Source organism: Streptococcus infantis (genome assembly GCF_000963255.1).
Lineage (GTDB): Bacteria > Bacillota > Bacilli > Lactobacillales > Streptococcaceae > Streptococcus > Streptococcus nidrosiense.
The window spans coordinates 35,967-60,595 of sequence record NZ_JYOV01000003.1 but is presented as its reverse complement, the minus strand read 5'-3'; the positions used below and the strand labels follow the sequence as shown (position 1 = coordinate 60,595).

Sequence of the window (24,629 nt, the reverse complement as noted above, 5' to 3'; positions counted from 1 at the left end):
GAAAATTGGACACCGAATTTGAAAAATCCACCCTATCTTAATAGTTGGGGTGGATTTTTTGTGTAGCTGAGTTCGCTATTTTTTTAAACCTATTTTAAAGATAGGCATTCGTTCAATCAGCAGATATAAATAAACAACTGAAGCTAAGCATTCAAACCAAAGTAAAATACAAGCCAGACCACATAGGTCACAAGAAGGAGGAAAATAGAATACAGTATTACAAAGAGAATTTTCCAGTGTATAGCTGTTTTTCTATGTTCCAACCGAACAAATAGTAGATTGCCACCGTAAACACAGGCAACAAAAACAGCAAATATCAAGAGACGAATCGCGATAGCTAGTTGAAACATAGAGAGCCTCCTTTCTCCAATTCTAAAGGCAAATATTTCAAAATCATCATCTAACGAAAAGGAGCAAATAGCCTCGAAAGGAGTCCAAGCAGTTGTAGCAATATGTAGAATTTCCATCCAAATAGGTGAAACACAAAATCAAACATAGCTAGTCCTCCTTAATCAAGAAAAACCTCTTTTCTAACTTTATTATAGCACTTGCATCGGATGTCTTCAAATACTTATACAAGGTAAAATGAAACCCATTTCAAGCTCCTTACTTTCATGTTTCCTGCTTTTACTAATTCCCCTTTTTATGTTATAATTGAGATAATTGTAACGAATCAAGGTCAATAAAGACAAAAGATGAACTGGAATCAAACCAGCTTCAAACTGAGCATTTTTGAATATAGCTGACCTGAAAGCAGAAAGGAAACATATGATTTACAAAGTTTTTTATCAAGAAACAAAAGAACGCAGCCCACGTCGTGAAACAACACGCTCACTATACTTAGACATCGATGCTAGTTCAGAACTTGAAGGACGTATCGCTGCCCGCCAACTTGTCGAAGAAAATCGTCCAGAGTATAATATCGAGTATATCGAACTCTTGTCTGACAAATTGCTAGACTACGAAAAAGAAACTGGCGCATTCGAAATTACGGAGTTCTAATATGGCCTACACTCTTAAACCAGAAGAAGTCGGCGTTTTTGCCATTGGTGGTCTAGGAGAAATCGGAAAAAACACATATGGTATCGAATACCAAGACGAAATTATCATCGTTGATGCAGGGATTAAATTCCCTGAGGACGACCTACTTGGTATCGACTACGTTATCCCTGATTACTCTTATATTGTAGAAAATATCGACCGCGTCAAGGCTCTCTTGATTACACACGGACACGAGGACCATATCGGAGGGATTCCTTTCTTGCTCAAGCAAGCAAACATCCCTATCTATGCTGGTCCACTGGCCCTTGCCTTAATCCGTGGAAAACTCGAAGAGCATGGACTTTTGCGCAATGCTACACTTCACGAAATCAACCACAACACGGAGTTGACCTTTAAAAACCTTAAAGCAACTTTCTTTAGAACTACTCACTCTATCCCAGAACCATTGGGAATTGTCATCCATACCCCTCAAGGGAAAATCGTCTGTACAGGTGACTTCAAGTTTGACTTTACACCAGTTGGTGAACCTGCAGACTTACACCGTATGGCAGCCCTAGGTGAAGACGGAGTGCTTTGCCTACTCTCTGACTCGACCAATGCTGAAGTGCCAACCTTTACAAACTCTGAAAAGGTTGTCGGCCAGTCGATCATGAAGATTATCCAAGGTATCGAAGGACGTATCATCTTTGCATCCTTTGCCTCAAATATCTTCCGTCTCCAACAAGCAACGGAAGCTGCTGTTAAGACTGGTCGTAAAATCGCTGTCTTTGGGCGCTCTATGGAAAAGGCCATTGTCAACGGAATTGAGCTTGGCTACATCAAGGCACCTAAGGGAACCTTCATCGAACCAAATGAAATCAAAGACTATCCTGCGGGTGAGATTCTGATCCTCTGTACAGGTAGCCAGGGTGAACCTATGGCGGCTCTCTCTCGAATCGCTAACGGAACCCACCGTCAAGTGCAACTCCAACCTGGTGATACCGTTATCTTCTCATCTAGCCCAATTCCAGGAAACACCACTAGCGTCAACAAATTGATTAACATCATTTCAGAAGCTGGTGTTGAAGTTATCCATGGTAAGATTAACAACATCCATACATCTGGACACGGTGGCCAGCAAGAGCAAAAACTCATGCTCCGCCTCATTAAGCCAAAATACTTCATGCCTGTTCACGGTGAATACCGCATGCAGAAAGTCCACGCTGGACTTGCCGTAGATACTGGCGTAGAGAAGGACAATATCTTTATCATGAGTAACGGTGATGTGCTTGCCCTTACTGCAAACTCTGCCCGTATCGCAGGTCATTTTAATGCTCAAGATATCTACGTCGATGGAAATCGTATCGGTGAAATCGGTGCAGCTGTACTTAAAGATCGCCGAGACCTATCTGAAGATGGTGTTGTATTGGCTGTCGCAACCGTTGACTTCAAGTCTCAGATGATCCTATCTGGACCAGATATTCTCAGCCGTGGATTTGTCTACATGAGAGAGTCCGGCGACTTGATTCGTCAGAGTCAACGCATCCTTTTCAATGCTATTCGTATCGCATTGAAAAACAAAGATGCCAGCGTCCAATCTGTCAATGGCGCTATCGTAAACGCCATTCGACCATTCCTTTACGAAAATACTGAACGTGAACCAATCATCATTCCGATGATTCTCACACCAGATGAAGAATAAGAAAAAATTCTCTGAAATCCTATGACTTCAGAGAATTTTTGTTATTTCACAACAAATTCGTAACGTGTTTTGCTGGTGAATGTTTCACCTGCTTTGAGGATGACTTGATCTTTAAGGTCGCTATGAATAGCATCTGGCAAAGCTTGCGCCTCAAGAGCAATTCCATTGTGCTGAATCATTGGCTGACCAGCGATGATGACACTCTCATCCACAAAGTTTGCTGTGTAGACCACAAAGCAAGGAGCCTCTGTCTTGAAGAGCAAGAAGCGACCTGAACCTTGGTCATAGAGGAATCCAGCATTGTCATGTCCTGCAGGAAGAGCAAATGGATGGTCCAAACCAGATACGAGTTGGATTTGCTCATCTTCTTCTGCAAAGATATCTTTCAACAAAGCACCATTGTAGATATGTTTGACCACATCACGGTTAGCATCTGGAGTTTTAGCTGGAACACCGTCAGGAGCGATTGGATAGATACCCTCTGTGTTCAGTTGGAAAACATGGCGGTCAACTGTCTGAGTGAAATCACCTGACAAGTTAAAGTAGCTATGGTTAGTTGGATTGACCAAGGTATCCTGGTCTGTCGTTACCTTGTAACTAACCTCGTAGGCACCACTTTCTTCCATGTTGTAACTAATCCAGATCTTAAGATTTCCAGGGAAACCTCCTGTACCGTCTGCTCTTTCTGTGTAAAGAGTCAAACCATGGTCACTCACTTCGACTAGATCAAACAAGCTAGAATCCCAACCAGTTGAGCCACTGTGGTTACAGTTGCTAGCGTTGTTGACTTCTAGTCCATAGGTCTTCCCATTGAGTTCAAATGTCGCACCTGCGATACGACCTGCTACTGGACCTACACTTGCTCCATGTTTAGGGCTATTTCCCACATAGCTTTCGAAATCGTCAAAACCTAGGATAACATTGGCAAAATTGCCAGCCTTATCTGGAGTTACATAACGTAAAATTGTTGCTCCATAAGTCATGATTTCCAGTTGGTATCCTGCCTCCGTCTCAAAACGGTAAGCGAGGACATCCTTGCCATCAACTTTCCCAAATACACGTTCTGTGTATGCTTTCATCCTTCTCTCCTTTTTCTATTTCAATTAAGTAAACAAACCATAGAAAGCGCATTCACGTTCTATGGTTTTATTGTATGATTTACAGATACCTTTGTCAAGAAACCATAAATATTTTCTTAACAAAAGTAGTTCCTTCTATTTCTATCCTATGCTTCTACACGTTCAGTCCATGAAGTAGCTGTTGTTTGAAGAACCTTATTAAGTTCATCAATGTTTTCAAATCCAGTTGTACGAAGCCATTCGCGAGCTGCTGCTTCACCATCTTTGATGTAAGCTTCAACTGATCCTGCCCATGTTGCACGTCCACAAAGAACACCATTGAAGTTTGCGCCTGATTCATGAGCAAAGACAAGAGTTTCTTGGAAGAGTTTAGCGGATACACCTGCACTCAAGTAGATGTAAGGAAGGTTAGTAGCTTCGTCTTGAGCTTTGAAGAAAGCAGCTGCTTCTTCACGTGTATGAACGATTTCTCCATCACCAAAGCCTTCAACGTATTTCACGTTAACTGGAACTTCTACTTTCAAGACATCAATGTTGAAACGTGGGTCTGAGAAGACTTTCATAGCACCGATAACCTTATGTGGTTTCACTTTAGCATATTCTGCAGAACCTGCATCAGCGATCTTTTCATCGTAAGCCAAGATTTCAAGGAAGAATGGAATATCTTCTGCCACACACTCAGAACCGATACGTTCGATGTAGGCTTGTTTTTGTTGGTTGAGTTCGTCAGAGCTATCTACGTCATAGTAAAGCAAGAACTTAACTGCATCTGCACCTTGTTCTTTGATACGTTTTGCAGACCAAACATCCAAGCAGTCTGGCAAGCGTTTGGTACTTGTTGTATCGTATCCTGTTTTTTCATAAGCAAGGAGAAGACCTGCATTTTGATCAAGAGCTTTTGTAGCTGGAAGTCCGTACTCAGGGTCAAGTAGCATAGATGAAGCGTATTTAGTCAATTCATCTGCTACCAATACTTTAAGTTCTTCCATTTGAGCTACTGTTGGCTCTTCTGTTTGGTACTGAGCCATAAGGCGTTTCAAAGCACCACGTTGGTCAAAAGCAAGAGCTGAGATGATACCATTCTCATCAGAGAGTTTTTGCAAGCAAGCGCGTTTATTTGGGCTTAATGTTAATTTACTCATAGATTCTTCCTTATTTTTCAAATTCGTGAATAATGACACCTTGAACGACACGGTTCACTGTACCTGTAGGTGATGGTGTATCTGGTCTATTTCCAACTTTAAGCGAAGTCAAAAGAGCAAATAACTGACCGTAAACGATATAAGGGAAGACACGGTAAACATCATTCAGAACTCCACCGCATCCAAGTGCTACTTCCTTCACATTTTCAAGTCCAAAGGCTTGATCACTCAAGAGAACAACACGTCGAGCAATTTGGTCGCCTGCAACTTCACGAACCAAGTCCAAGTCATACTTACGAGTATAGTCTGTTGTCGTACCAAAGACCAAAACGACTGTATCTTCGTTGATCAGAGATTTTGGACCGTGACGGAAGCCAACTGGGCTTTCATACATAGTCGCAACCTGACCAGCAGTCAATTCCAAAATTTTAAGCTGGGCTTCGTGAGCCAGTCCGAAGAATGGGCCCGCACCTAGATAAATCACTCGGTTAAAATCTAGGTCAACCAACTCTTTGACATCTGCCACATTGTCAAGAACTTTGCGAGCTAAACTAGATAACACGTCGAAACGTTCAGCTTTAACAGCAAAGTCTGTCGGATCAAATACCAAGAGCGCTGTCAACATCATTGAAGTGAAGCTTGAAGTCATAGCAAAGCCAGCATCGTTAGAAGCAGCTGGTTGCAAGAGCAAGAGGTTGCGGTCATCACCATGCGCTTGGAGAGCCAATTTCCCTTCAGCCGCACATGTGATTGTTACTTGATAAAGTTCATCAACCAAGGCCTTAGCCAAGTCAACTGTTGCCACACTCTCAGGTGAGTTCCCGCTTCGCGCGAATGATACCAAAATAGTTGCCACATCTTTTTTCAAATAAGTTTGTGGGTTTGCTACAATATCAGTTGTCGCGATAGCATTGAAATTCCATTTACGTTCATCATACACTTCCTTAAAGTAAGGAACCAGAGTATCACCTACATAAGCAGAAGTCCCAGCACCAGTCAGGATAACTTTGATGTAGTCATGTTTGTCAGCAATTCCTTGCAAGAAGGCTGCAATTTCATCACGTCGTGCTTGATAAGCTTCAAAAGCATCTTTCCAAACGTCTGGTTGTTGGTAAATTTCGCGAGTTGTGATTTCTGCCCCCAACTCAAGCAAATCTTCTTTTGTATAATCTAGCATTGAAAACCTCTAATCTAATATTGTTTCATGATTGAAAACATGGGAATGGGAGTCGCTCCCATTCCCATGTATATTTTCTATAAGATAGTTTGTTACATCTTATTCATCTTCATCGTCGTCGAAGCTTGCCAATAGATCATTAACTTTGACAATGCTTTCTGAAGCACGACTCTTATAATCTGCATCAGCGCCAGTTAGGCTCGCATTGATAAATTCAATCACCATTGGAAGATTCATTCCTGCATAAAGTTCAATGTCACGACCTTCCATAATCAGACGGCTCACCACGTTACATGGTGTTCCACCAAGGAGGTCCGCAAAGACTAGGAAATCATCCAAACCTTCGACAGCAGCTTCAAATTTCGCAGTGAAATCTTCTGGTCCATCTTCTGGAAGAAGAGCTACTGCATGAATGTTGTCTTGTGGACCCATAATCATCTCTGTGCTACCTTTAAGTTCTTCACAGAAACGACCGTGACTCACTAAAATCAATGATTTAGTCATAAATTATGCGCCCATTCCAAGTACAAATTTACCGATGAATGAAAGTCCAACTGCAAGAGCAATGATGATACCGATTGCTTTTGTAGAGTTCATACCTTTCTTACCAAGCAACCAGAAGATAAAGGCTGTGAAGATTGCTGGAAGCAAGCGTGGGAAGATTGAGTTCAAGATATCTTGGAAGTCAATCATTTTCTCACCGATTGGCAATTTGTATGAAATTTCAAAGTTGATCATTGTTGCTACAAGAGCACCCATCATGAACACACCAAGTACAGATGCAGCTTCAATCAAAGCTGTCAAAGTGCTTTGCATGTTGTTGATAAGGTTAACCCCTTCTTTGTATGCAAATTCCAATTGTTTCCAACGGAAGATGTCATACGCTACTGCAACTGCGATCCAAAGGAAGATACCCCAAGGTTGACCAGCGATAGCCATTGTTGCAGCGATAGATCCCATGATAGCAGGTACAAGTGAACCAAAGATAGTATCTCCAAGAGGAGCGAATGGTCCCATCAAACCTGTCTTGATACCGTTAACCGCATCTTTTGAGTCAACGCCATCTTTTTCTTCCATGGCAAGGTCAAAACCAGCGATGATTGTGTGGAAGAATGGTGAAGTGTTGAAGAATTGAGTATGAACTTTCATCATTTCTTTCAACTCAGGAGTTCCATCTCCATACATTTTACGCAATTGTGGCAAGATCATGTAAAGGTAACCTGATGCTTGCATACGTTCGTAGTTCCATCCCAATTGGAAAGTGAACAAGCTACGTTTGTTAATTTGATTAAAATCTTCTTTTGTTAATTTGTAATTAGAATTCGTCATCTTCAATTTCCCCACTTTCTGATGGTGTAGAAGGTGCTGCTACAGCAACTTTTTGGCTGTTCTTGAAGTGAACAACTGCAAGGAAGATACCTACGATAGAGACACCGATCATAGACAAACCTTTGAAGTTGTTGGCAAAGCCAATTTTTTCAGCAACGTCAGCAGGAAGAGTGCCAATGAGACCAGCAACTGCTCCACCAAGACCTGTTACGTATGAGTAAAGTACAGTCAACATAGCTGTCAAACCGAATCCCATAGCAAGGTAGTGAAGGTTACGTTTAACTGGAAGGTAACGAAGCAAGATAGCGAATCCAAGACCTGGAAGCATACGACCTGCAAGAGTCAAACCGTCTGCAACCCATTGGAATTCTTTAACAAAGTTTACAACTGCTTGTACGAATTCTCCACCGAAAGCTAGGGCGAAGAATACTGGAAGGGCACGAGAAGCAGCCCATGGAAGCGCACCAAGAAGGTAGTTACGTTCGATTCCTTTGTAGTCAAAGCGTTCGATCGCAGCATCAATACGGTGTGCGAAGAATGTAGTAGTCATACGACCAAGTACGTCGAAGTAAGTTAAAAGTGCCGCTACTGGTACAGCGATTGTAGTAATCGCAAGGTCAGTTTCAATACCTTGTGAAACTGAGAAAGCAGTCGCAAGAACCGCACCAGAAGTTGCGTCGATACGAGAAGCACCACCGAAGGTACCTACCCCAAGGACAAACAACTGCAAGCTACCACCGATAAACAAACCAGTTGTCAAATCTCCCATGACTAAACCAGTAATGAAACCAGCGAATACAGGGGAACCTGCAGAAGAAACGATCGTCAACTCATCACAGATTTGATAAGCTGAGTACAAAGTGAGAAGTAAAATTTGCCACCATTGTATCATAACAATGACCTCCTAAAAATTTTTTCCTATTTTAATAAGCTCAAAAAGTCTGAAACTGGATCATTTGGAACCATTTGAGCAGTAAGTTTAACACCTTTTTCCGCCAATTTGTGGAAATCTTCTACGTCTTTATCTACAACGTTGATTGAACGTGTGATAGAACGAGTTTCTGGTGTTTGAGACATGTTGCCGACATTGACTGTTTCAAGCGGTACGCCTGCTTCTACCAAACCGAGGAAACGGTCAGGTTTGCGTGCTACAATCAAAAGACGTTGGCTATCATATTTTCCAGCAAGGATATTGGCTGCAGCTTTTTCAACTGGCAAAATGCTAAGTTTTACACCTGGTGGTGTTGCAAGTTTCAATCCGCTCTTTTCAACATCGTTGTTAACAACTTCATTGTCAACGACCATGATACGTGAAACATTAAGTTTAGCAGACCAAAGGTTTGCTACTTGTCCGTGGATCAAACGTCCATCGATACGGCATCCTACAATTGTCATAAATTTTCCCCCTTTATATGTTTTAGTGTAGGTTTACGAGTTAAGTGTATGTGATCTTTATACTCCCCTTCAGTTTCAAAGATAATGATGCGGTTAGCACCTTCCTTGAGATAGCTGTGCGGAATATAAAGCGATAAGGTTGGACCAACATTCCAGAAACGTCCTAGATTACGGCCATTGACATAGGCAATCCCTTTACCAAACTCAGATAGTTCTAAGTAGGTGCCCTTCGGAGCCTCAACTTCAAAGTCATAGGCGTAAAAGGCAGGTTGTCCTTCTGTCCATCCTTTTGAGAAATCAATCTTTTCAGGATTATCTAGTGGAAGCGGATAGTGTTCCCAGTTCAACATGAAGTGTAGATCTTTGCAGACACCTGTACGAATCCCTTTTCGTTGTGTATCTGCTAGGAACTTATGCCCGTAATTGACACGCCCCATATTTTCTACCAGAACATCAAAACGAGAGAGCGCTTTCTTTTCTCCTTGATAGAAGATGTCCTCACCAATTTCTGTCTGGTACTGAGTTGCGACCCATTTACCATCTACAAATAGCTGAGCTCTGTCTCGACCGTCAATGATACGGATACGTTCTTCTTCTGCATCCCAACTAGCTTCTGTACGATAGAGTAGATAACCGTAGCTTTGTCCCAACTCTTCCATTTTCTTAGGATAGAGACTTTTAGTTGGACTTGTTAGGCTATCCAAGGTTTCAAATAGAGAAACTTTCTCGACCAGTGGAATGTTTTCAACTTCCATGCTCTCTTTGTAAAGCGGTTCTAATTGTGGATACTCAGGATAGTAAGTCGCCATCATTTTCTTAACTGCCATGTATTTAGCAGTTGGATTCCCAGCTTCATTAAGGAGAGCGTCATAATCATAAGATGTTACTTGTGGTAAATCAATAGTTCCTCGAGCTGAACAACCATTCATAAAACCAAAGTTGGTTCCACCGTGGAACATGTAAAGGTTGATAGAGCCTTGCTCTAGTACCTCATGTACGGCTTCTGCTAACTCCTCTGGCTCACGCGTGATGACTGGTTCTTTCCATCGGTTAAACCATCCATCCCAGAATTCCATACACATGAGTGGCCATTTCTTGCCATACTCATCAAAGAACTCTTGCATTTGCGAGAAGTTAAAGTTTGCTTTTGAACCAAAGTTCCCTGTCACAAAGAGATTATCTTCAATCAAGGTACCAGCTTTCAGAGTTGCTCGCCATGGACCATCAGATGTAAAGAGCGGACAAGTCACTGAACGTTCTTCCATCAATCGGCGAATCTCACGCAAGTAGGTTTTGTCCTCACCGTATGAACCGTACTCATTTTCAACCTGCATCATGAGGATGTTACCACCATTATCCAACAATCTTGAAACAAGACGTGGAAGTAAATGATCGTAGTAGCGTCCTACCATTTCTATAAAGGCTGGATCAGAGGAACGGATTCGCATGTCTTTATTTAAAAGCCATGCTGGTAAACCACCGAATTCCCACTCTGCACAGATAAAGGGAGATGGTCGAACAATAGCATACAAGCCTAAGTCCTGAGCTGTCTGAAGAAATTTTTCAATATCAAGATTGCCTTCAAAATTGAAGTTTCCTTCAGTTGGCTCATGCAAATTCCAAGCGACGTAAGTTTCAACAGTGTTGAAGCCTAAAGCCTTGAGATTGTACAATGAATGATACCAGTCTTCTTCAGGAATTCTAAAATAATGAATGGCACCAGATAAAATTTTGAATGGTTCCCCATCTAGGTAAAAATCATCCTCAATTTTAAACCTTGTCATTTTACCACCCCATACTTTTCGTTTGCGCTTTCATTTGTTGTTATATTAAATGATAAACTAATGAATCCATCTTGTCAATAGATTTTTCGAAAATTATTTAAAATTTTTCTTTTTTTTACTGAATTGTTTTCTAAAATTCTTGTAAAAAAATTTTTTCTTAAATATTTTCGATCTAGATAGCATAAATGTATGAGTTTTTAACCGTAAATAATATGTAAGTCAATCGCTTAGAATATTATTTTATTTTTTTACATTATTTACTATCATTTTCAAACTATTTATGGTAAAATCGAAGATGGAGAAGGAAAAAATGAGGTGAAAATATGGCAATTCCAAAGTATCAATATATCAAAGATGAATTGAAAAATAAAATCATTTCAGGTCAATTTGCAAGTGGCGACAAGTTCTACACTGAAGCAGAGTTGATTGCAATGTATGACGTAAGTTCAATCACTGTTGTTCGCGCCTTAAACGACCTTGCTAAAGACGGTTATATTGTCCGCCAACAAGGAAAAGGAACCTTTGTGGCTCGCGCTCGCAAGCACAAACTCGTAGAATTTTCTGATGTAGAAATTTTTGAAACCAAGGACGATAAAGTCACTGTTCTTTCTATTGAACGCGGTAACGATCTTAACTACTTAGAAAAATTGGGATTGCGTGGCGATCAATTTTATTACAAAATCGAACGTATCCGTGAATCTAACGGTGTTACTTATATCTACCACACATCTTATATCCCTGAACAATACATCAATGCAAACTATCCAAATCTTGAATACTATAGTTCTATCTATAATCGTTTCAAATTGGACTACCACATTCACATGAATGACGAGCATTTTGAAGAAATCAATGAAATTGTATTTCCAACTCCAGAACATGCTGCTTCTATCCTAGGAATCGACTCTCAGTTCCCAACTGTTCTCCAAACCAAGACAACTAAACTTGAGTCAACTGGCCAAGTGTTGGAATACATTGAAACTTACAAACGTTCTGATTTCTATAAGATTAAATTTATCTCATGTGATCGCGATCACTAAACATTAAAAAGTCTGAGACAATCGTTTCAGGCTTTTCTGTTTTTCATTATAGCACGCTAGCTTTTAGTAGGAAATATCAAATGACTTTAAACTATAATTTGGAGAAATTTTACTAAAAACAGAGTAAAAATTGAAAATTAGTTCAAATTAAATAACTTCTTATATTTTTTATAGGTATTTTATTAAAATACTTGACTTTACTAGTTTCAGATAATACAATAGAATCAGTTTGTGAAAACGCTACCAAAACAATAAATTAGGAGGTTATTTAATGAAACCAGAAAATAAACAGCGTTTCTCTATTCGTAAATACGCAATCGGAGCAGCTTCTGTCTTGATCGGCTTTGCCTTTCATGCGCAAGCTGTTGCCGCTGATGGAGTCGTACCTACTACAACGGAGAATCAACCTACTATCCAAGCTACAGGTGAATCGTCTCCACAGACCAGCAAAGAAAAACTTGAAACTAGTCCTACACCAGAAGCCGTAGCTCCTGCAACACCTGTAACAAACACTGAAGCACCAAAAGTTGAAGCTACTCCTGCACCTATCGTAGAAAAAACTGTTACAACCGAAGAAACTCCAGCAAAACCAGAAGTAACTGAAGAAGCTAAGCAGCCAGAACCAGAAAAGACAGAAAACAAAGAAGTTGCTACAGTTGAAGCTCCTGTAGTCGCTACAGAGAGAGCAGCTCAAGTCAATGAAAAACTGGCTAAAAAGAAAATCGTTTCAATCGATGCAGGGCGTAAATACTTCTCTCCTGAACAACTGAAAGAAATCATCGACAAAGCCAAACACTATGGCTATACTGATCTTCATCTCCTAGTCGGAAATGATGGCTTGCGTTTTATGCTTGATGACATGTCTCTAACTGTAGGGGACAAAACTTATGCAAGCGATGATGTCAAACGTGCTGTTGAAAATGGAACCAATGCTTACTACAACGATCCAAACGGCAATCATCTAACTGAAAGCCAAATGACCGACTTGATTAACTATGCTAAGGATAAAGGTATTGGACTTATCCCATCTGTTAACAGTCCTGGTCACATGGACGCTATCCTCAATGCCATGAAAGAACTGGGTATTGAAAAGCCTAACTTTAACTATTTTGGTAAAGAATCAGCGCGTACTGTTGACCTTGACAATGAAAAAGCTGTTGCCTTCACAAAAGCTTTGATTGATAAGTATGCAGGCTACTTTGCTGGTAAGTCTGAAATCTTCAACATCGGTTTGGATGAGTACGCTAATGATGCTACCGATGCCAAAGGATGGAGCGTTCTTCAAGCCTATAAATGGTATCCAGAAGATGGATTCCCAGACAAGGGTTATGACAAATTCATCGCCTATGCAAATGACCTAGCTCGTATCGTCAAATCTCACGGTCTGAAACCAATGGCCTTCAACGACGGTATCTACTATAATAGCGACACTACTTTTGGTACTTTTGACAAAGATATCATCGTGTCTATGTGGACTGGTGGCTGGGGTGGTTACGATGTCGCTTCTTCTAAGTTACTAGCTGAAAAAGGACACGAAATCCTCAATACTAACGATGCTTGGTACTATGTTCTCGGCCGTAATGCTGACGGACAAGGTTGGTACAACCTTGATCAAGGATTGAACGGTATTAAGAGTACACCGATCACTTCTGTTCCAAAAACTGAAGGAGCTGACGTTCCTATTATCGGTGGTATGGTAGCGGCTTGGGCTGATACTCCATCTGCTCGCTACTCTCCATCTCGTCTCTTCAAACTCATGCGTCAATTTGCAAACTCAAATGCTGAATACTTCGCTGCTGATTACGAGTCTGCTGAACAAGCTTTGAAAGAAGTTCCAACAGACCTTACCCGCTACACAGAAGAAAGTATTGCAGCCGTTAAAGAAGCTGAAAAAGCCATCCGTGCTCTCGATAGCAACCTTAGCCGTGCTCAACAAGATACTATTGACCAAGCGATCGCAAAACTCCAAGAAGCTGTTAGCAACTTGACCTTCACTCCAGAAGCTCAAAAAGAAGAAGACGCTAAACGCGAAGTTGAAAAACTAGCTAAGAACAAGGTAATCTCTATCGATGCTGGACGTAAATACTTCACGCTCGACCAACTTAAACGCATCGTAGATAAAGCCAGCGAACTCGGTTACTCTGACCTTCACTTGCTCCTTGGAAATGATGGACTTCGCTTCCTACTTGATGATATGAGTATCTCAGCAAACGGCAAGACTTATGCAAGCGACGATGTGAAAAATGCCATCATTGAGGGAACAAAATCTTACTACGACGATCCTAATGGAACTACTTTGAACCAAGCTGAAATCACTGAGCTTATCCAATATGCTAAGGACAAAGGTATTGGACTAATCCCAGCTATCAATAGCCCAGGTCACATGGATGCTATGCTTGTCGCTATGGAAAAATTAGGCATCGCAAACCCTCAAGCCAACTTTGACAAGGTTTCAAAAACAACTATGGACCTTGAAAACGAAGAAGCAATGAACTTTACAAAAGCCCTTATCGGTAAGTACATGGACTTCTTTGCAGGCAAGACTAAGATCTTTAACTATGGTACAGATGAGTATGCTAATGACGCTACCAATGCTCAAGGTTGGTACTACCTCAAGTGGTATGGTCTCTACGGCAAATTTGCTGAATACTCTAATAGCCTAGCTGCCATGGCTAAAGAAAAAGGTCTTCAACCAATGGCCTTTAACGATGGCTTCTACTACGAAGACAAGGATGATGTTGAGTTTGATAAAGACGTTATCATCTCTTACTGGTCTAAAGGCTGGTGGGGTTACAACCTTGCGTCTCCTCAATACCTAGCAAGCAAAGGCTATAAATTCCTTAACACGAATGGAGATTGGTACTACATTCTCGGTCAAAAACCAGAAGATGGCGGTGGCTTCCTCAAGAAAGCTATTGAAAATACTGAAAAAACTCCATTTAACCAGCTGGCTTCAACTAAATATCCTGAAGTTGACCTACCTACTGTTGGTAGTATGTTAGCTATCTGGGCAGATAAACCAAGCGCAGAATACAAGGAAGAAGAAATCTTTGAACTCATGACTGCCTTTGCAGATCACAACAAAGACTACTTCCGTGCTGACTACAAAGCGCTACGCGAAGAACTTGCTCAAATCCCTGAAAACTTAGAAGGATATAGCACAGAAAGTCTCGACGCTCTCAAGGCTGCTAAAGATGCTCTTAACTACAACCTCAATCGTAACAAACAAGCTGAATTGGATACACTTGTAGCTAATCTCAAAGCTGCTAGACTTGGTCTTAAACCAGCTGCCACTCACTCAGGAAGCCTCGATGAGAGTGAAACTGCTGCTACAGTTGAAAACCGACCAGAGCTTCTTGTTAAGACAGAAGAAATTCCGTTTGAGATTGTTAAGAAAGAAAATCCTAACCTTCCAGCAGGACAAGAGAAAGTCATCACTGAAGGTGTCAAAGGTGAACGGACTATCTATCTTTCAGTTGTGACTGAAAATGGCAAGCAAACAGAAACAGTTCTTGAAAAACAAGTAACGAAAGAAGCTGTCAATCAAGTTGTCGAAGTTGGAACATTAGCGACACATGTAGGAGACGAAAAAGGTCAAGCTCCTGTTGTAAATAAACCTCGAGTAGTCATCGAAGATGAAGAAATTCCATTTACAACCATCACTCGCGAGACTCCTTCACTACCTAAGGGACAAACTCGTCTAGTAACTGCAGGTGTCAACGGTCGTCGTAGCCATTTCTACTCTGTGACTACTGCTGCTGATGGATCTGAAGTTAAAACATTGGTTACAAGTGTTGTCGCTCAAGAACCAGTCGCTCAAGTGATCGAAGTTGGAAATCCTGTCACTCATGTCGGCGATGAACATGGTCAAGCAGCTATCGCTGAAGAAAAACCAAAACTAGAAATTCCAAATGAACCAGCTCCAGCAACTGTTCCTGCTGAGGAAAACAAAGCTCTTCCTCAAGGTCCAGCTCCTGTAGCAAAAGAAAATAAACTTCCTGAAACAGGAAGCCAAGGTTCAGAATGGTTGATTGCTACTGGTCTTATGACTGCTCTCACAGCTTACGGACTTAGCAAGAAAAAAGATTAAGCACAAATAAAAAGCGGGACAAAAGTCTCGCTTTTTATTGTGATTATTAGTCACCCAAACCGATGCGTTCGAAGATCTCATCCACACGTTTGGTATAGTAAGTTGGGTTAAAGATTTCGTCGATTTCTTCTTGAGTCAGGCGTGAAGTCACTTCTGGATCTGCTTCAAGAAGTGGTTTAAAGTCTACTTGGTTATCCCATGATTGAGCTGTCTTTGGTTGTACAAGGTCGTAAGCTTGCTCACGCGTCATACCTTTTTCAATCAAAGCAAGCATAGCACGTTGACTGAAGATCAAACCAAATGTAGAGTTCATGTTGCGGATCATGTTTTCTGGGAAGACTGTCAAGTTCTTAACGATGTTTCCGAAACGGTTGAGCATGTAGTCAATCAAGATAGTTGTATCTGGTGCAATGATCCGCTCAGCTGATGAGTGAGAGATATCACGTTCGTGCCAAAGGGCTACGTTTTCATAAGCTGTTACCATGTGACCACGGATAACACGCGCAAGACCTGTCATGTTTTCAGAACCGATAGGGTTACGTTTGTGCGGCATTGCTGAAGACCCTTTTTGACCTTTGGCAAAGAACTCTTCCACTTCACGTTGCTCAGATTTTTGAAGACCACGAATCTCAGTCGCCATACGCTCGATAGAAGTTGCGATGCTCGCAAGAACTGCAAAGTACTCAGCGTGAAGGTCACGAGGAAGGACCTGTGTAGAGATTTCTTGAGCACGGATACCCAATTTGTCGCAGACGTATTTTTCAACGAATGGTGGGATGTTGGCAAAGTTACCAACCGCACCAGAGATCTTACCAGCTTCCACACCAGCAGCCGCATGCTCGAAACGCTCGATGTTACGTTTCATTTCGCTGTACCAAGTCGCTAATTTAAGACCAAAAGTTGTCGGTTCAGCGTGCACACCGTGGGTACGCCCCATCATGATAGTGAACTTGTGTTCTTTCGCTTTGTCAGCGATGATGTTAAGGAAGTTTTCAAGATCCTTGCGGATGATGTCGTTGGCTTGTTTGTAGAGGTAACCATAGGCCGTATCTACCACGTCAGTAGAAGTCAATCCATAGTGAACCCACTTACGCTCTTCACCAAGCGTCTCAGAAACCGCACGTGTGAAGGCAACCACATCGTGACGAGTTTGCTGCTCGATTTCCAAAATACGGTCAATGTCAAAGTCCGCTTTTTCACGAATCAAAGCCACATCTTCCTTAGGGATTTCTCCCAATTCAGCCCATGCTTCGTCAGCCAAGATTTCCACCTCAAGCCAAGCACGGTATTTATTTTCTTCAGTCCAAATGTTCGCCATCTCAGGGCGAGAGTAACGTTCGATCATGTTGTTTCTCCTTTAATCTTCAATATTCATGTAATTTTTTATTTTATACTATGACGCTTCAAATTTAAAAACTAAGGTTCTTTAGGCTATGTTTTAATTTCTTCCAAAAGCCTTTGATTTCTTCATCTTCATCAATATAAAGACTACTTTTTAAAACAATAATTACAAATCTCCTATCATAGGTAAAAGCTTGAACAGTGAGGTAATATCCTAACAAAACAAAAATAATAACTAATAGCATCTGACCGATAAAGCTATTTTCTATCCCATTTTCATTACCCGACCAGAAAAATTTTAAAAGTTCTTCTTTAGTGATAATGTCTTTAAGAAAAGTAATATATGTCGTGCTAACAAAAATCGAAATAGTGGCCAAAATACCACAACTCCAATTTGCAAAACTGGCTATCTTTTTTAATGAAGACTCTATGTCATTAATTAACATTATTGTAGAATTTTCATCTAACACGTTTTCATTTTTAATGTATATTGCTAAATTTTTTATATTAATTCTCTCAAAAAGAATTATCAATCGGTAAAACACTCCCAAAAGTACCAAAAAAAGAAGTACTACTATATTATTTTCATTCAGTTCACCGTTTAGAATTAAAAAAAGTAAAGCCAAAATTCCATACAACAATATATACTTGAAGAATTTATTTGTAATAGAATCAATTAAGCTTATCTTATCTCTCAAAAATTTTTTTACTTCAAAATATTTTACCGGCATTTTATTCCTTTCTGGACTCTTACATATCATACGTGACTTCACTAAGCAAAGTCACGTGTTCCATATTGCGATTGTACTTCACTTCTAGTTTACCATATAAGTGTAGGTAAGTACTTGTTCTTTTTTTCTATTTTATAAAAAGACAAGTACCTTCATCCTGAACTCAGTTCCTAGGAAACTTTCTCTTTCATCAGATTTCTCTTTGACTTTCTTACATTTACTCCTACTAATCTTAAATTTTGTGTTTCAAAACGATAGATTTATTCATCATCTTCTTCACTATTTGGGTCATTGAGAGGGGTTGGTAAATCTAAATGCCCAATAGTATCAGATATAGCTTGAATAGACTTCAATATCCCAGTATCTATTTTAGGTACTTGAATATTATGGAACACTTCCATCATAGATTTGATCGCATTATTAAAATCAAGATTGTTAGCATAAAACCTATCCATTGCTGGTCTTATCGCTTCTGATACTGTTTTTGATAAAGATGATAAGCTAGCCAGAAACTCCTGATCAAAAATATCATTTGTAAGTTTTCTAGTTGCTTCAAAATCCCATCTCGCAAGCATGTTATATTGAACCTTTTTTAATTCTTCGATTACATCTGATAATAACGAATCTATTTTTTTATAACGTTTATAGGTTAGCATGTGAAAATGCATAACGTCATTTCTGTAGTCTTTAATACTATTGTAGCTGTTTTTGAGCACATCTGCTCTCTCATTATCGGTGAATGGTACAAAATGCTTTTCCCATATAGTGATTGGGAGGGCTTTTTTTATCATCTGTTTCAGATGATATTCGCTTTTGTCTTGAAAATTTTTAAAATGATTAGTTAGGTTGTTAACTGGATTTATATTTATTTCAAATATCAATGAATGGAGTTCAGCTATTTGCAGTCTTTCAATATGCTCTATTGTATGAATTTTTGATAAATCTAATTTATCATTAGTCTGTTTCTTAACAATCCTTACAATATTCTCGTCCTCTAGTGGAGACAAAGCTAATACAAAAATTTTTCGTAATAACGATTCATATGTTTGAAACTTAGGATAAAGCCTATTCGAAAAATACATAGACAAACTATTAGATAGAATTGAATATTTCAAATGATTTTTTCCTAAAAATTCTCTAAATTTTGAAAGAAACTCACCAAATTTTTCTGCCGACTTCAATTTATAATTACTATATTCATACCTAAGTGAAATTTCGACTATCCCACTTCTAAATTGTTGGGTATTTATTGTAAATTCATCATTTTCGTAAAAACACTTATAGTCAATCGAACACTCCGCTAAGTTCTTATCACCAACTGCACCTTGCTTACTAGAAGTAATACTAATTATCTCTGAACTAAGAAATAATTCATCAAGTTTGACAATGCTTATATTTTTAGTTAATAACTCCACCTCAAATTTCATATTTCTCCTAAAAATCAATCCCTTTCCCAAACTCCTCCACCTCATCCGGCGCATCACTAAACAAAGTCACATGTCCCATTTTGCGGTTGTGCTTCGCTTCTATTTTACCATATAAGTGGAGGTGGGCGCTTGGATTTTCTGTGACATATGTTTCAGCAGCCTCGACGTGTTGGCCGAGAACATTGAGCATAACAGCTGGCGCATGAAGGTTAATCGCTGGAAGTGGTGCTCCCAGAACACCCAGAATATGAGTGTCAAACTGAGAAAAGTCGCAGGCTTCAATCGAGTAGTGGCCTGAGTTGTGTGGGCGTGGTGCAATTTCATTGACAATGATGTCGTCAGCAGTCGCAAACATTTCCACACATAGCGTTCCAGAAAGGTTCAGTTGTTCAGCGATTCGTACTGCCATAGCTTTGGCTTTGTTTGCTAGACTTTCAGAAATGCGAGCAGGCACAATAGTTTTTGAAAGAATGTTGTTACGATGGATATTCTCCTGAATAGGGAAGACTGTCACATCCTTGCCATTTCCTGACACGATGACAGAAATCTCAAGGTCAAAGTTGACAAATTCTTCCAAGACACAGTCTGCTGAATCAGCTAGTGCATAGGCTTCTTCCAAGTCTGCTTCTGAACGAATAACCTTTTGTCCATGACCATCGTAACCACCAGTCGCCGTCTTGAGAACATAGTTTTTCGACAAGTCGATATCTTCCAAGTCTTGGCTATATTTCACAACCTTGTAAGGAGCCACAGTGACTTGAGCCTTGTTAGAAAGAAAGTCCTTCTCAAAGATTCGATTTTGAGAAATGCGGAGCAAGTCCGTTCCTTGAGGAAGCTGACCATCCTTGATGACAGCGTCCAAACCATCGGCGTCGACATTTTCAAATTCATAGGTAAGAACATCACAGCGCTCCGCCAATTGACGGAGGGCATCCACATTATTATAAGGAGCCACGATAATCTCCGCCACGCGAGAGGCCGGACAATCCGCCGCAGGATCCAGCGCGATAACCTTATGCCCCATATAGATAGCAGAAATGGCCATCATCTGACCAAGCTGACCACCACCGATGATTCCGATTGTTTTAGATGAGCTCATTTGTAGACTCCTCTGCGATTTTTCCTTGTTCTTCAGCAAAATTAGCAAGTGCTGTCGCAATAGCCTGGTCCTCTACTGAGAGGAGACGGAGGGCAAAGAGAGCAGCGTTGGTCGCACCTGCTTCACCTATAGCCATAGTTGCGACTGGTACGCCTCCCGGCATCTGAACGATAGAGTAGAGAGAATCCACACCGCTAAGCGCACGTGATTTGACGGGCACACCAATGACTGGAAGGGTTGTTTTTGCAGCAACCATCCCTGGCAAGTGGGCAGCGCCACCCGCACCAGCGATGATGACTTTAATGCCACGACTACGTGCTTCTTCCGCATGTTTGAACATGAGGTCTGGTGTACGGTGTGCGGAAACAACTTTCTTTTCGTAGGCTACACCGAAGCGGTCTAGGACTTCTGCTGTTTTTTGCATGGTTGCCCAGTCGGATTTTGAGCCCATGATGATGGAAATTACTGGTTTCATAGTTAATAATATCCTTTTCTTTTTTGATAATGGTCTTAGGTGGTGGGGACGGAAGCAAACCTTCGGTTTCATTCCTAAACTTTGAGCCTAAGGTCTCAAAGTTTCCCCCGACCAGAACATTCACTGTTCTGTCCTTTCACCACGGCGACCATTATCCTATTCTAGCTCGCTTTCGCTCGCCAATGACAACTATAATATCTGTTAATCTTTGATTGCTTTACTACCAATGTCATTTCGGTAGAACAACCCTTCTGTGTTTTGTTTGTTAAGTTCGCTGTAGATGGTATTTTGGGCTTCTTTGACGGTATCTGCTGTGGTGACCAGCATGTAGACACGTCCGCCGTTTGAAAGAAGGTCTTGTCCATTTTCAGCAAATTTGGCACCGGCATAGTAAGTGATAATATTGCCCTCTGTCTTGGCTGGAAGCTTGACACCCTTCTCATAAGCGAGTGGGTATCCGTTTGAGGCTACAACCACGCCCAGTGTCACACCCTTGTCCGTCCAAGTGATCGCTGGCTCTTTGCCATCCAAAATGTCAGTGATGTTTTCTGCAAAGTCAGAAGTCAAACGAGGCAAGATAATTTGTGTTTCAGGATCGCCAAAACGAGAGTTGAACTCTATGACTTTAGAGCCATCAGCTGTCAAGATAAGCCCCGCGTAAAGGACACCAAGATACGGACGCCCTTCTTTGATCATGCCTTCAAGAACTGGATTGACAATAGTGTCAACCGCCGTGTCAACCACGCTCTGTGGCAAGTGAGGAACTGGCGCATAGGCACCCATCCCACCAGTGTTAGGACCTTTGTCGCCATCGTAGGCACGTTTGTGGTCCTGAGCAGTTGGCATAATGTAGAACTTGTCCCCATTGACAAAGGCAAAGAGAGAGAACTCTTCCCCATCAAGGAATTCTTCGATAACCACACGCGCACCTGAGTCACCGAATTTATTGTCCAAAAGCATCTCTTGAGTAGCTTCGACGGCTTGCTCAACCGTCTCCGCAACAACGACACCTTTCCCAAGGGCCAAACCGTCTGCCTTGACGACGATTGGAGCGCCTTTTTCTTCGATGTAAGCCTTAGCTTCCTCGAAATCTGAAAAGGTGCCATAGGTTGCTGTCGGAACGTCGTATTTAACCATGATTTCCTTAGCAAAATCCTTAGACCACTCCAGCTCAGCTGCAGCTTTAGTCGGACCAAAAGCTTTGAGACCAGCTGCATTGAAATCATCTACAATACCTGCCGCAAGGGCATCATCTGGACCGATAAAAGTCCAAGCAATGTCATTTGCTTTTGCGAAGTCAATCAGCTTAGAATGTTCGGAAATAGAGATATTTACCAAATCCAAACCATCTAAGGTCATCCCGTCATTTCCAGGTGCCACGAAAACTTTCTCAACGTCTTTAGACTCTAATAACTTCTTGGCAATCGCATGCTCACGACCACCTGAGCCAACAACCAACAGTTTCATCTCTCAACCTCTTTTGCGAATTATTTACTATCATTATACCACAAACGTTCGTTTTAATCTTGTTTCGTTTAGCTTTTTAATCAAAAAAAGGAAAGAAACTGTTTTCTTCCCTTTTATTTTCTTAATGTCTAAAATGTCTCACACCTGTGAAGATCATAGTCAAGCCATGTTTATCAGCCGCTTCGATTGACTCTTGGTCACGGACTGATCCACCCGGTTGGATGATAGCTTTAATACCTGCTTTGGCGATTTCTTCCACGTTATCTGCAAATGGGAAGAAAGCATCTGAAGCAAGAACAGCACCGTCAAGACGGTCTTTAGCTTGGTCAATAGCAATACGGACTGAAGCCACACGGTTGGTTTGACCTGGGCCAACACCAAGTGTCATGTGGTCATTAGTCACGATGATACCATTTGATTTGACGTACTTGATAGCTTTCCAAGCAAACTCAAGAGCTGTCGCTTCTGTCTCAGTTGGTTGACGTTTGGTCACCACTTGCCAGTCAGCTGGACTTTCTTTGACCACGTCTTGGTTTTGAACGAGGAGACCACCAACAACACCAGTGTATTCTGCTTCTGCTTCACTGGCATCTTGAGCATCGAATGGCAAAGCTAGGATGCGCAAGTTTTTCTTCTTAGTTGTCAAGATTTCAAGCGCTTCGTCAGAATAGCTTGGCGCAATGATGATTTCAAGGAAAACACCATGCATCTTCTTAGCTGTCGCAGCGTCAACTTCACGGTTAAGAACGACGATTCCACCGAAGATTGACACTGGGTCAGACTCATAAGCGTAATCCCAAGCTGTTTCGATATCATCAGCTTGACCAATCCCACATGGGTTCATGTGTTTGAGAGCCACAACTGTTGGACGGTCTTTGAAGTCACGGATGATACGGATAGCAGCATCAGCATCACGGATATTGTTGAATGACAATTCTTTGCCGTTAAGTTGTTTAGCTGAAGCAATTGAGTAAGCTGTTGGCAAACCTTTTTGATAGAAGTCTGCGTCTTGTTGAGGGTTCTCACCGTAACGCATTGGTTGCTTAAGGTCATAAGTCAAAGTAAGTTTTTCAGGTTTTGTTTCACCCACTTGAGCTGTGAAGTATTCTGCAATCAAGGCATCATAAGCCGCTGTGTGACGGAATACTTTAGCTGCCAAACGTTGGCGAGTTTCGTAAGAGGTTTCGCCGTTTGCTGCCAATTCGTCAAGCACAACAGCATAATCAGCTGGGTCTACCACAACTGTTACGCTAGCATGGTTTTTAGCTGCTGAACGAAGCATTGATGGCCCACCGATATCGATATTTTCAACCGCATCCGCGTAAGTTACGTCTGGTTTGAGGATTGTTTCCTTAAATGGGTAAAGATTTACTACAACAAGGTCAATCAATTCGATATTATTATCCTTAGCAGCCTCTAGGTGACTATCAAGGTCACGACGAGCGAGGAGGCCTCCGTGGATATTTGGGTGGAGAGTCTTCACACGACCGTCCATCATTTCTGGGAAACCAGTCACATCATCGATGGCAATGGTATCTACCCCAGCATTGTCAAGGGCAACCTTGGTCCCACCTGTCGAGATGATATCCCAACCGAGTTTTTTGAGTTCTTGGGCAAATTCAACGATGCCCGCTTTGTCTGAAACACTAATTAGTGCACGTTTAGTCATTTGTTCTCCTTTTCCAAAACCATATATTTAACTTCATATAAAATATCTATTAGATACACTTCTTTTGAAGCTTTACCCCATATGGGGTATTTTATAATATTTTTTATTCCACTATCTATGAAATTAATCAACCATACTATTATAGCTACGATTAAAATTAAACCCAAAAATGTTTCAACAGGAATAGCTGTCTCATCTGCAACAAATAATTTATTTAAAGCCAAAGTGATAAAAGCCGTTACCAAAATTATACCAACTATGCCTACTGACTTTACTAAACTTTCATACTTCTTAATTTTATTATCCTGTTTATCTGTCAAATCAGCTATTAACAACTTCACAGCATAACTAGCTTTTTCCCCATACACAAGAATCAATTCATACTTTATTTCTCTACATAGCTCTTCAAATTTATTAGGTTTTCCATCTGAAATTTTATCAAATTTTCGACTGAGATAAATAAAGCCCCCAAAAGAAAGTACAGTAAAAATAAGAGAAACTATTTTAACACACAAATCACCAAAATTCCAGAACCAAAGTACACAACTTGTCAACATTAAAATAATAAATACAATTAAGCTAATTAGAAATAAATTTCTAATTTTTATTACTTTAGGGTAAAATTGTTTTTCATACTCATTAAAAAAATCTTCAAATTCTTTAACTTTATCTAGTAAAGTCTTAATAGCTTTATTATTCAA

21 protein-coding genes and 1 pseudogene are annotated in these 24,629 nt (G+C 40.8%); 4 read left to right on the top strand and 18 right to left on the bottom strand.

The window, feature by feature from the left end; all coding sequences use genetic code 11:
• Positions 1-143 precede the first annotated feature (143 nt).
• Entirely contained in the window at positions 144-350 is a 207-nt protein-coding gene (locus tag TZ96_RS00985; RefSeq protein WP_045762526.1) for a hypothetical protein, read from the bottom strand.
• 418 nt (positions 351-768) lie between these two features.
• Here TZ96_RS00985 and TZ96_RS00980 point away from each other — a divergent pair, with 418 nt between their 5' ends.
• The gene (locus TZ96_RS00980; protein ID WP_000639587.1) at positions 769-1,002 is read left to right on the top strand and encodes a DNA-dependent RNA polymerase subunit epsilon; all 234 of its coding nucleotides are present in this window, start codon (positions 769-771) and stop codon (positions 1,000-1,002) included.
• Between the two features lies 1 nt (position 1,003).
• Entirely contained in the window at positions 1,004-2,683 is a 1,680-nt protein-coding gene (rnjA, locus tag TZ96_RS00975; protein ID WP_045762525.1) for a ribonuclease J1, read from the top strand.
• A gap of 41 nt (positions 2,684-2,724) precedes the next feature.
• Here rnjA and TZ96_RS00970 read toward each other — a convergent pair whose 3' ends face one another.
• The 8 genes from TZ96_RS00970 to TZ96_RS00935 all read right to left on the bottom strand — a co-directional run bounded on the left by TZ96_RS00970 (position 2,725) and on the right by TZ96_RS00935 (position 10,589).
• The gene (locus tag TZ96_RS00970) at positions 2,725-3,762 is read right to left on the bottom strand and encodes an aldose epimerase family protein (protein WP_045762524.1); all 1,038 of its coding nucleotides are present in this window, start codon (positions 3,760-3,762) and stop codon (positions 2,725-2,727) included.
• Between the two features lie 146 nt (positions 3,763-3,908).
• Positions 3,909-4,904 (bottom strand): tagatose-bisphosphate aldolase, encoded by a 996-nt coding sequence (gene lacD, locus TZ96_RS00965; RefSeq protein ID WP_045762523.1) that lies wholly within the window; start codon positions 4,902-4,904, stop codon positions 3,909-3,911.
• Between the two features lie 10 nt (positions 4,905-4,914).
• On the bottom strand, positions 4,915-6,081 hold the full coding sequence (locus TZ96_RS00960; protein WP_045762522.1) for an SIS domain-containing protein: 1,167 nt from the start codon (positions 6,079-6,081) through the stop codon (positions 4,915-4,917).
• 99 nt (positions 6,082-6,180) lie between these two features.
• Positions 6,181-6,585, bottom strand: a complete 405-nt coding sequence (locus TZ96_RS00955) for a PTS sugar transporter subunit IIA (RefSeq protein ID WP_000167443.1) — start codon at positions 6,583-6,585, stop codon at positions 6,181-6,183.
• Between the two features lie 3 nt (positions 6,586-6,588).
• Positions 6,589-7,410, bottom strand: coding sequence for a PTS system mannose/fructose/sorbose family transporter subunit IID (locus TZ96_RS00950; RefSeq protein ID WP_045762521.1), 822 nt, complete (start codon positions 7,408-7,410; stop codon positions 6,589-6,591).
• Positions 7,397-8,302 carry a PTS mannose/fructose/sorbose/N-acetylgalactosamine transporter subunit IIC gene (locus TZ96_RS00945; RefSeq protein WP_045762520.1) on the bottom strand — a complete coding sequence of 302 codons (906 nt, stop codon included), beginning with the start codon at positions 8,300-8,302 and terminating at the stop codon, positions 7,397-7,399. Before TZ96_RS00945 ends, TZ96_RS00950 begins: the two co-directional genes overlap by 14 nt.
• 26 nt (positions 8,303-8,328) lie before the next feature.
• On the bottom strand, positions 8,329-8,805 hold the full coding sequence (locus tag TZ96_RS00940) for a PTS system mannose/fructose/N-acetylgalactosamine-transporter subunit IIB (protein ID WP_045762519.1): 477 nt from the start codon (positions 8,803-8,805) through the stop codon (positions 8,329-8,331).
• On the bottom strand, positions 8,802-10,589 hold the full coding sequence (locus TZ96_RS00935) for a glycoside hydrolase family 35 protein (protein ID WP_045762518.1): 1,788 nt from the start codon (positions 10,587-10,589) through the stop codon (positions 8,802-8,804). Before TZ96_RS00935 ends, TZ96_RS00940 begins: the two co-directional genes overlap by 4 nt.
• 323 nt (positions 10,590-10,912) lie before the next feature.
• Here TZ96_RS00935 and TZ96_RS00930 point away from each other — a divergent pair, with 323 nt between their 5' ends.
• Together TZ96_RS00930 and strH are read left to right on the top strand one after the other, a co-directional pair.
• Complete coding sequence (locus TZ96_RS00930) at positions 10,913-11,629, top strand: GntR family transcriptional regulator (protein ID WP_045762517.1); 717 nt, start codon at positions 10,913-10,915, stop codon at positions 11,627-11,629.
• A gap of 271 nt (positions 11,630-11,900) precedes the next feature.
• Positions 11,901-15,719, top strand: coding sequence for an LPXTG-anchored beta-N-acetylhexosaminidase StrH (gene strH, locus TZ96_RS00925; protein WP_045762516.1), 3,819 nt, complete (start codon positions 11,901-11,903; stop codon positions 15,717-15,719).
• 46 nt (positions 15,720-15,765) lie between these two features.
• On the opposite strand, the gene purB is transcribed toward strH, so the two are convergent.
• The 9 genes and pseudogenes from purB to TZ96_RS00885 form a co-directional block, all read right to left on the bottom strand.
• Entirely contained in the window at positions 15,766-17,064 is a 1,299-nt protein-coding gene (gene purB / locus TZ96_RS00920) for an adenylosuccinate lyase (RefSeq protein WP_045762515.1), read from the bottom strand.
• Positions 17,065-17,128: 64 nt separating this feature from the next.
• Positions 17,129-17,791 carry a hypothetical protein gene (locus tag TZ96_RS00915; protein WP_045762514.1) on the bottom strand — a complete coding sequence of 221 codons (663 nt, stop codon included), beginning with the start codon at positions 17,789-17,791 and terminating at the stop codon, positions 17,129-17,131.
• Between the two features lie 19 nt (positions 17,792-17,810).
• Positions 17,811-17,897: pseudogene (locus TZ96_RS11095) on the bottom strand (hypothetical protein); the annotation flags it as partial.
• 154 nt (positions 17,898-18,051) lie between these two features.
• Positions 18,052-19,218, bottom strand: a complete 1,167-nt coding sequence (locus tag TZ96_RS00910) for a hypothetical protein (protein WP_045762513.1) — start codon at positions 19,216-19,218, stop codon at positions 18,052-18,054.
• 7 nt (positions 19,219-19,225) lie between these two features.
• Entirely contained in the window at positions 19,226-20,317 is a 1,092-nt protein-coding gene (gene purK / locus TZ96_RS00905) for a 5-(carboxyamino)imidazole ribonucleotide synthase (RefSeq protein WP_045762512.1), read from the bottom strand.
• Positions 20,304-20,792 (bottom strand): 5-(carboxyamino)imidazole ribonucleotide mutase, encoded by a 489-nt coding sequence (purE, locus tag TZ96_RS00900; RefSeq protein WP_045762511.1) that lies wholly within the window; start codon positions 20,790-20,792, stop codon positions 20,304-20,306. The genes purK and purE overlap by 14 nt, the downstream gene beginning before the upstream one ends.
• Positions 20,793-20,993: 201 nt before the next feature.
• Complete coding sequence (purD, locus tag TZ96_RS00895; RefSeq protein WP_045762510.1) at positions 20,994-22,259, bottom strand: phosphoribosylamine--glycine ligase; 1,266 nt, start codon at positions 22,257-22,259, stop codon at positions 20,994-20,996.
• A gap of 121 nt (positions 22,260-22,380) precedes the next feature.
• Positions 22,381-23,928, bottom strand: coding sequence for a bifunctional phosphoribosylaminoimidazolecarboxamide formyltransferase/IMP cyclohydrolase (purH, locus tag TZ96_RS00890; RefSeq protein WP_045762509.1), 1,548 nt, complete (start codon positions 23,926-23,928; stop codon positions 22,381-22,383).
• Positions 23,925-24,629 (bottom strand): hypothetical protein, encoded by a 705-nt coding sequence (locus TZ96_RS00885; RefSeq protein ID WP_045762508.1) that lies wholly within the window; start codon positions 24,627-24,629, stop codon positions 23,925-23,927. The genes purH and TZ96_RS00885 overlap by 4 nt, the downstream gene beginning before the upstream one ends.

Excerpts from the sequence above, each read along its gene's own strand:
- purB (WP_045762515.1), bottom strand. The coding sequence starts at position 17,064 with ATGATCGAACGTTACTCTCGCCCTGAGATGGCGAACATTTGGACTGAA.
- TZ96_RS00950 (WP_045762521.1), bottom strand. The coding sequence starts at position 7,410 with ATGACGAATTCTAATTACAAATTAACAAAAGAAGATTTTAATCAAATT.
- TZ96_RS00960 (WP_045762522.1), bottom strand. The coding sequence starts at position 6,081 with ATGCTAGATTATACAAAAGAAGATTTGCTTGAGTTGGGGGCAGAAATC.
- TZ96_RS00935 (WP_045762518.1), bottom strand. The coding sequence starts at position 10,589 with ATGACAAGGTTTAAAATTGAGGATGATTTTTACCTAGATGGGGAACCA.
- purK (WP_045762512.1), bottom strand. The coding sequence starts at position 20,317 with ATGAGCTCATCTAAAACAATCGGAATCATCGGTGGTGGTCAGCTTGGT.
- TZ96_RS00930 (WP_045762517.1), top strand. The coding sequence starts at position 10,913 with ATGGCAATTCCAAAGTATCAATATATCAAAGATGAATTGAAAAATAAA.
- purE (WP_045762511.1), bottom strand. The coding sequence starts at position 20,792 with ATGAAACCAGTAATTTCCATCATCATGGGCTCAAAATCCGACTGGGCA.
- TZ96_RS00970 (WP_045762524.1), bottom strand. The coding sequence starts at position 3,762 with ATGAAAGCATACACAGAACGTGTATTTGGGAAAGTTGATGGCAAGGAT.
- TZ96_RS00945 (WP_045762520.1), bottom strand. The coding sequence starts at position 8,302 with ATGATACAATGGTGGCAAATTTTACTTCTCACTTTGTACTCAGCTTAT.
- TZ96_RS00985 (WP_045762526.1), bottom strand. The coding sequence starts at position 350 with ATGTTTCAACTAGCTATCGCGATTCGTCTCTTGATATTTGCTGTTTTT.
- purD (WP_045762510.1), bottom strand. The coding sequence starts at position 22,259 with ATGAAACTGTTGGTTGTTGGCTCAGGTGGTCGTGAGCATGCGATTGCC.
- purH (WP_045762509.1), bottom strand. The coding sequence starts at position 23,928 with ATGACTAAACGTGCACTAATTAGTGTTTCAGACAAAGCGGGCATCGTT.
- TZ96_RS00910 (WP_045762513.1), bottom strand. The coding sequence starts at position 19,218 with ATGAAATTTGAGGTGGAGTTATTAACTAAAAATATAAGCATTGTCAAA.
- lacD (WP_045762523.1), bottom strand. The coding sequence starts at position 4,904 with ATGAGTAAATTAACATTAAGCCCAAATAAACGCGCTTGCTTGCAAAAA.
- rnjA (WP_045762525.1), top strand. The coding sequence starts at position 1,004 with ATGGCCTACACTCTTAAACCAGAAGAAGTCGGCGTTTTTGCCATTGGT.
- TZ96_RS00980 (WP_000639587.1), top strand. The coding sequence starts at position 769 with ATGATTTACAAAGTTTTTTATCAAGAAACAAAAGAACGCAGCCCACGT.
- TZ96_RS00955 (WP_000167443.1), bottom strand. The coding sequence starts at position 6,585 with ATGACTAAATCATTGATTTTAGTGAGTCACGGTCGTTTCTGTGAAGAA.
- TZ96_RS00915 (WP_045762514.1), bottom strand. The coding sequence starts at position 17,791 with ATGCCGGTAAAATATTTTGAAGTAAAAAAATTTTTGAGAGATAAGATA.
- TZ96_RS00940 (WP_045762519.1), bottom strand. The coding sequence starts at position 8,805 with ATGACAATTGTAGGATGCCGTATCGATGGACGTTTGATCCACGGACAA.
- strH (WP_045762516.1), top strand. The coding sequence starts at position 11,901 with ATGAAACCAGAAAATAAACAGCGTTTCTCTATTCGTAAATACGCAATC.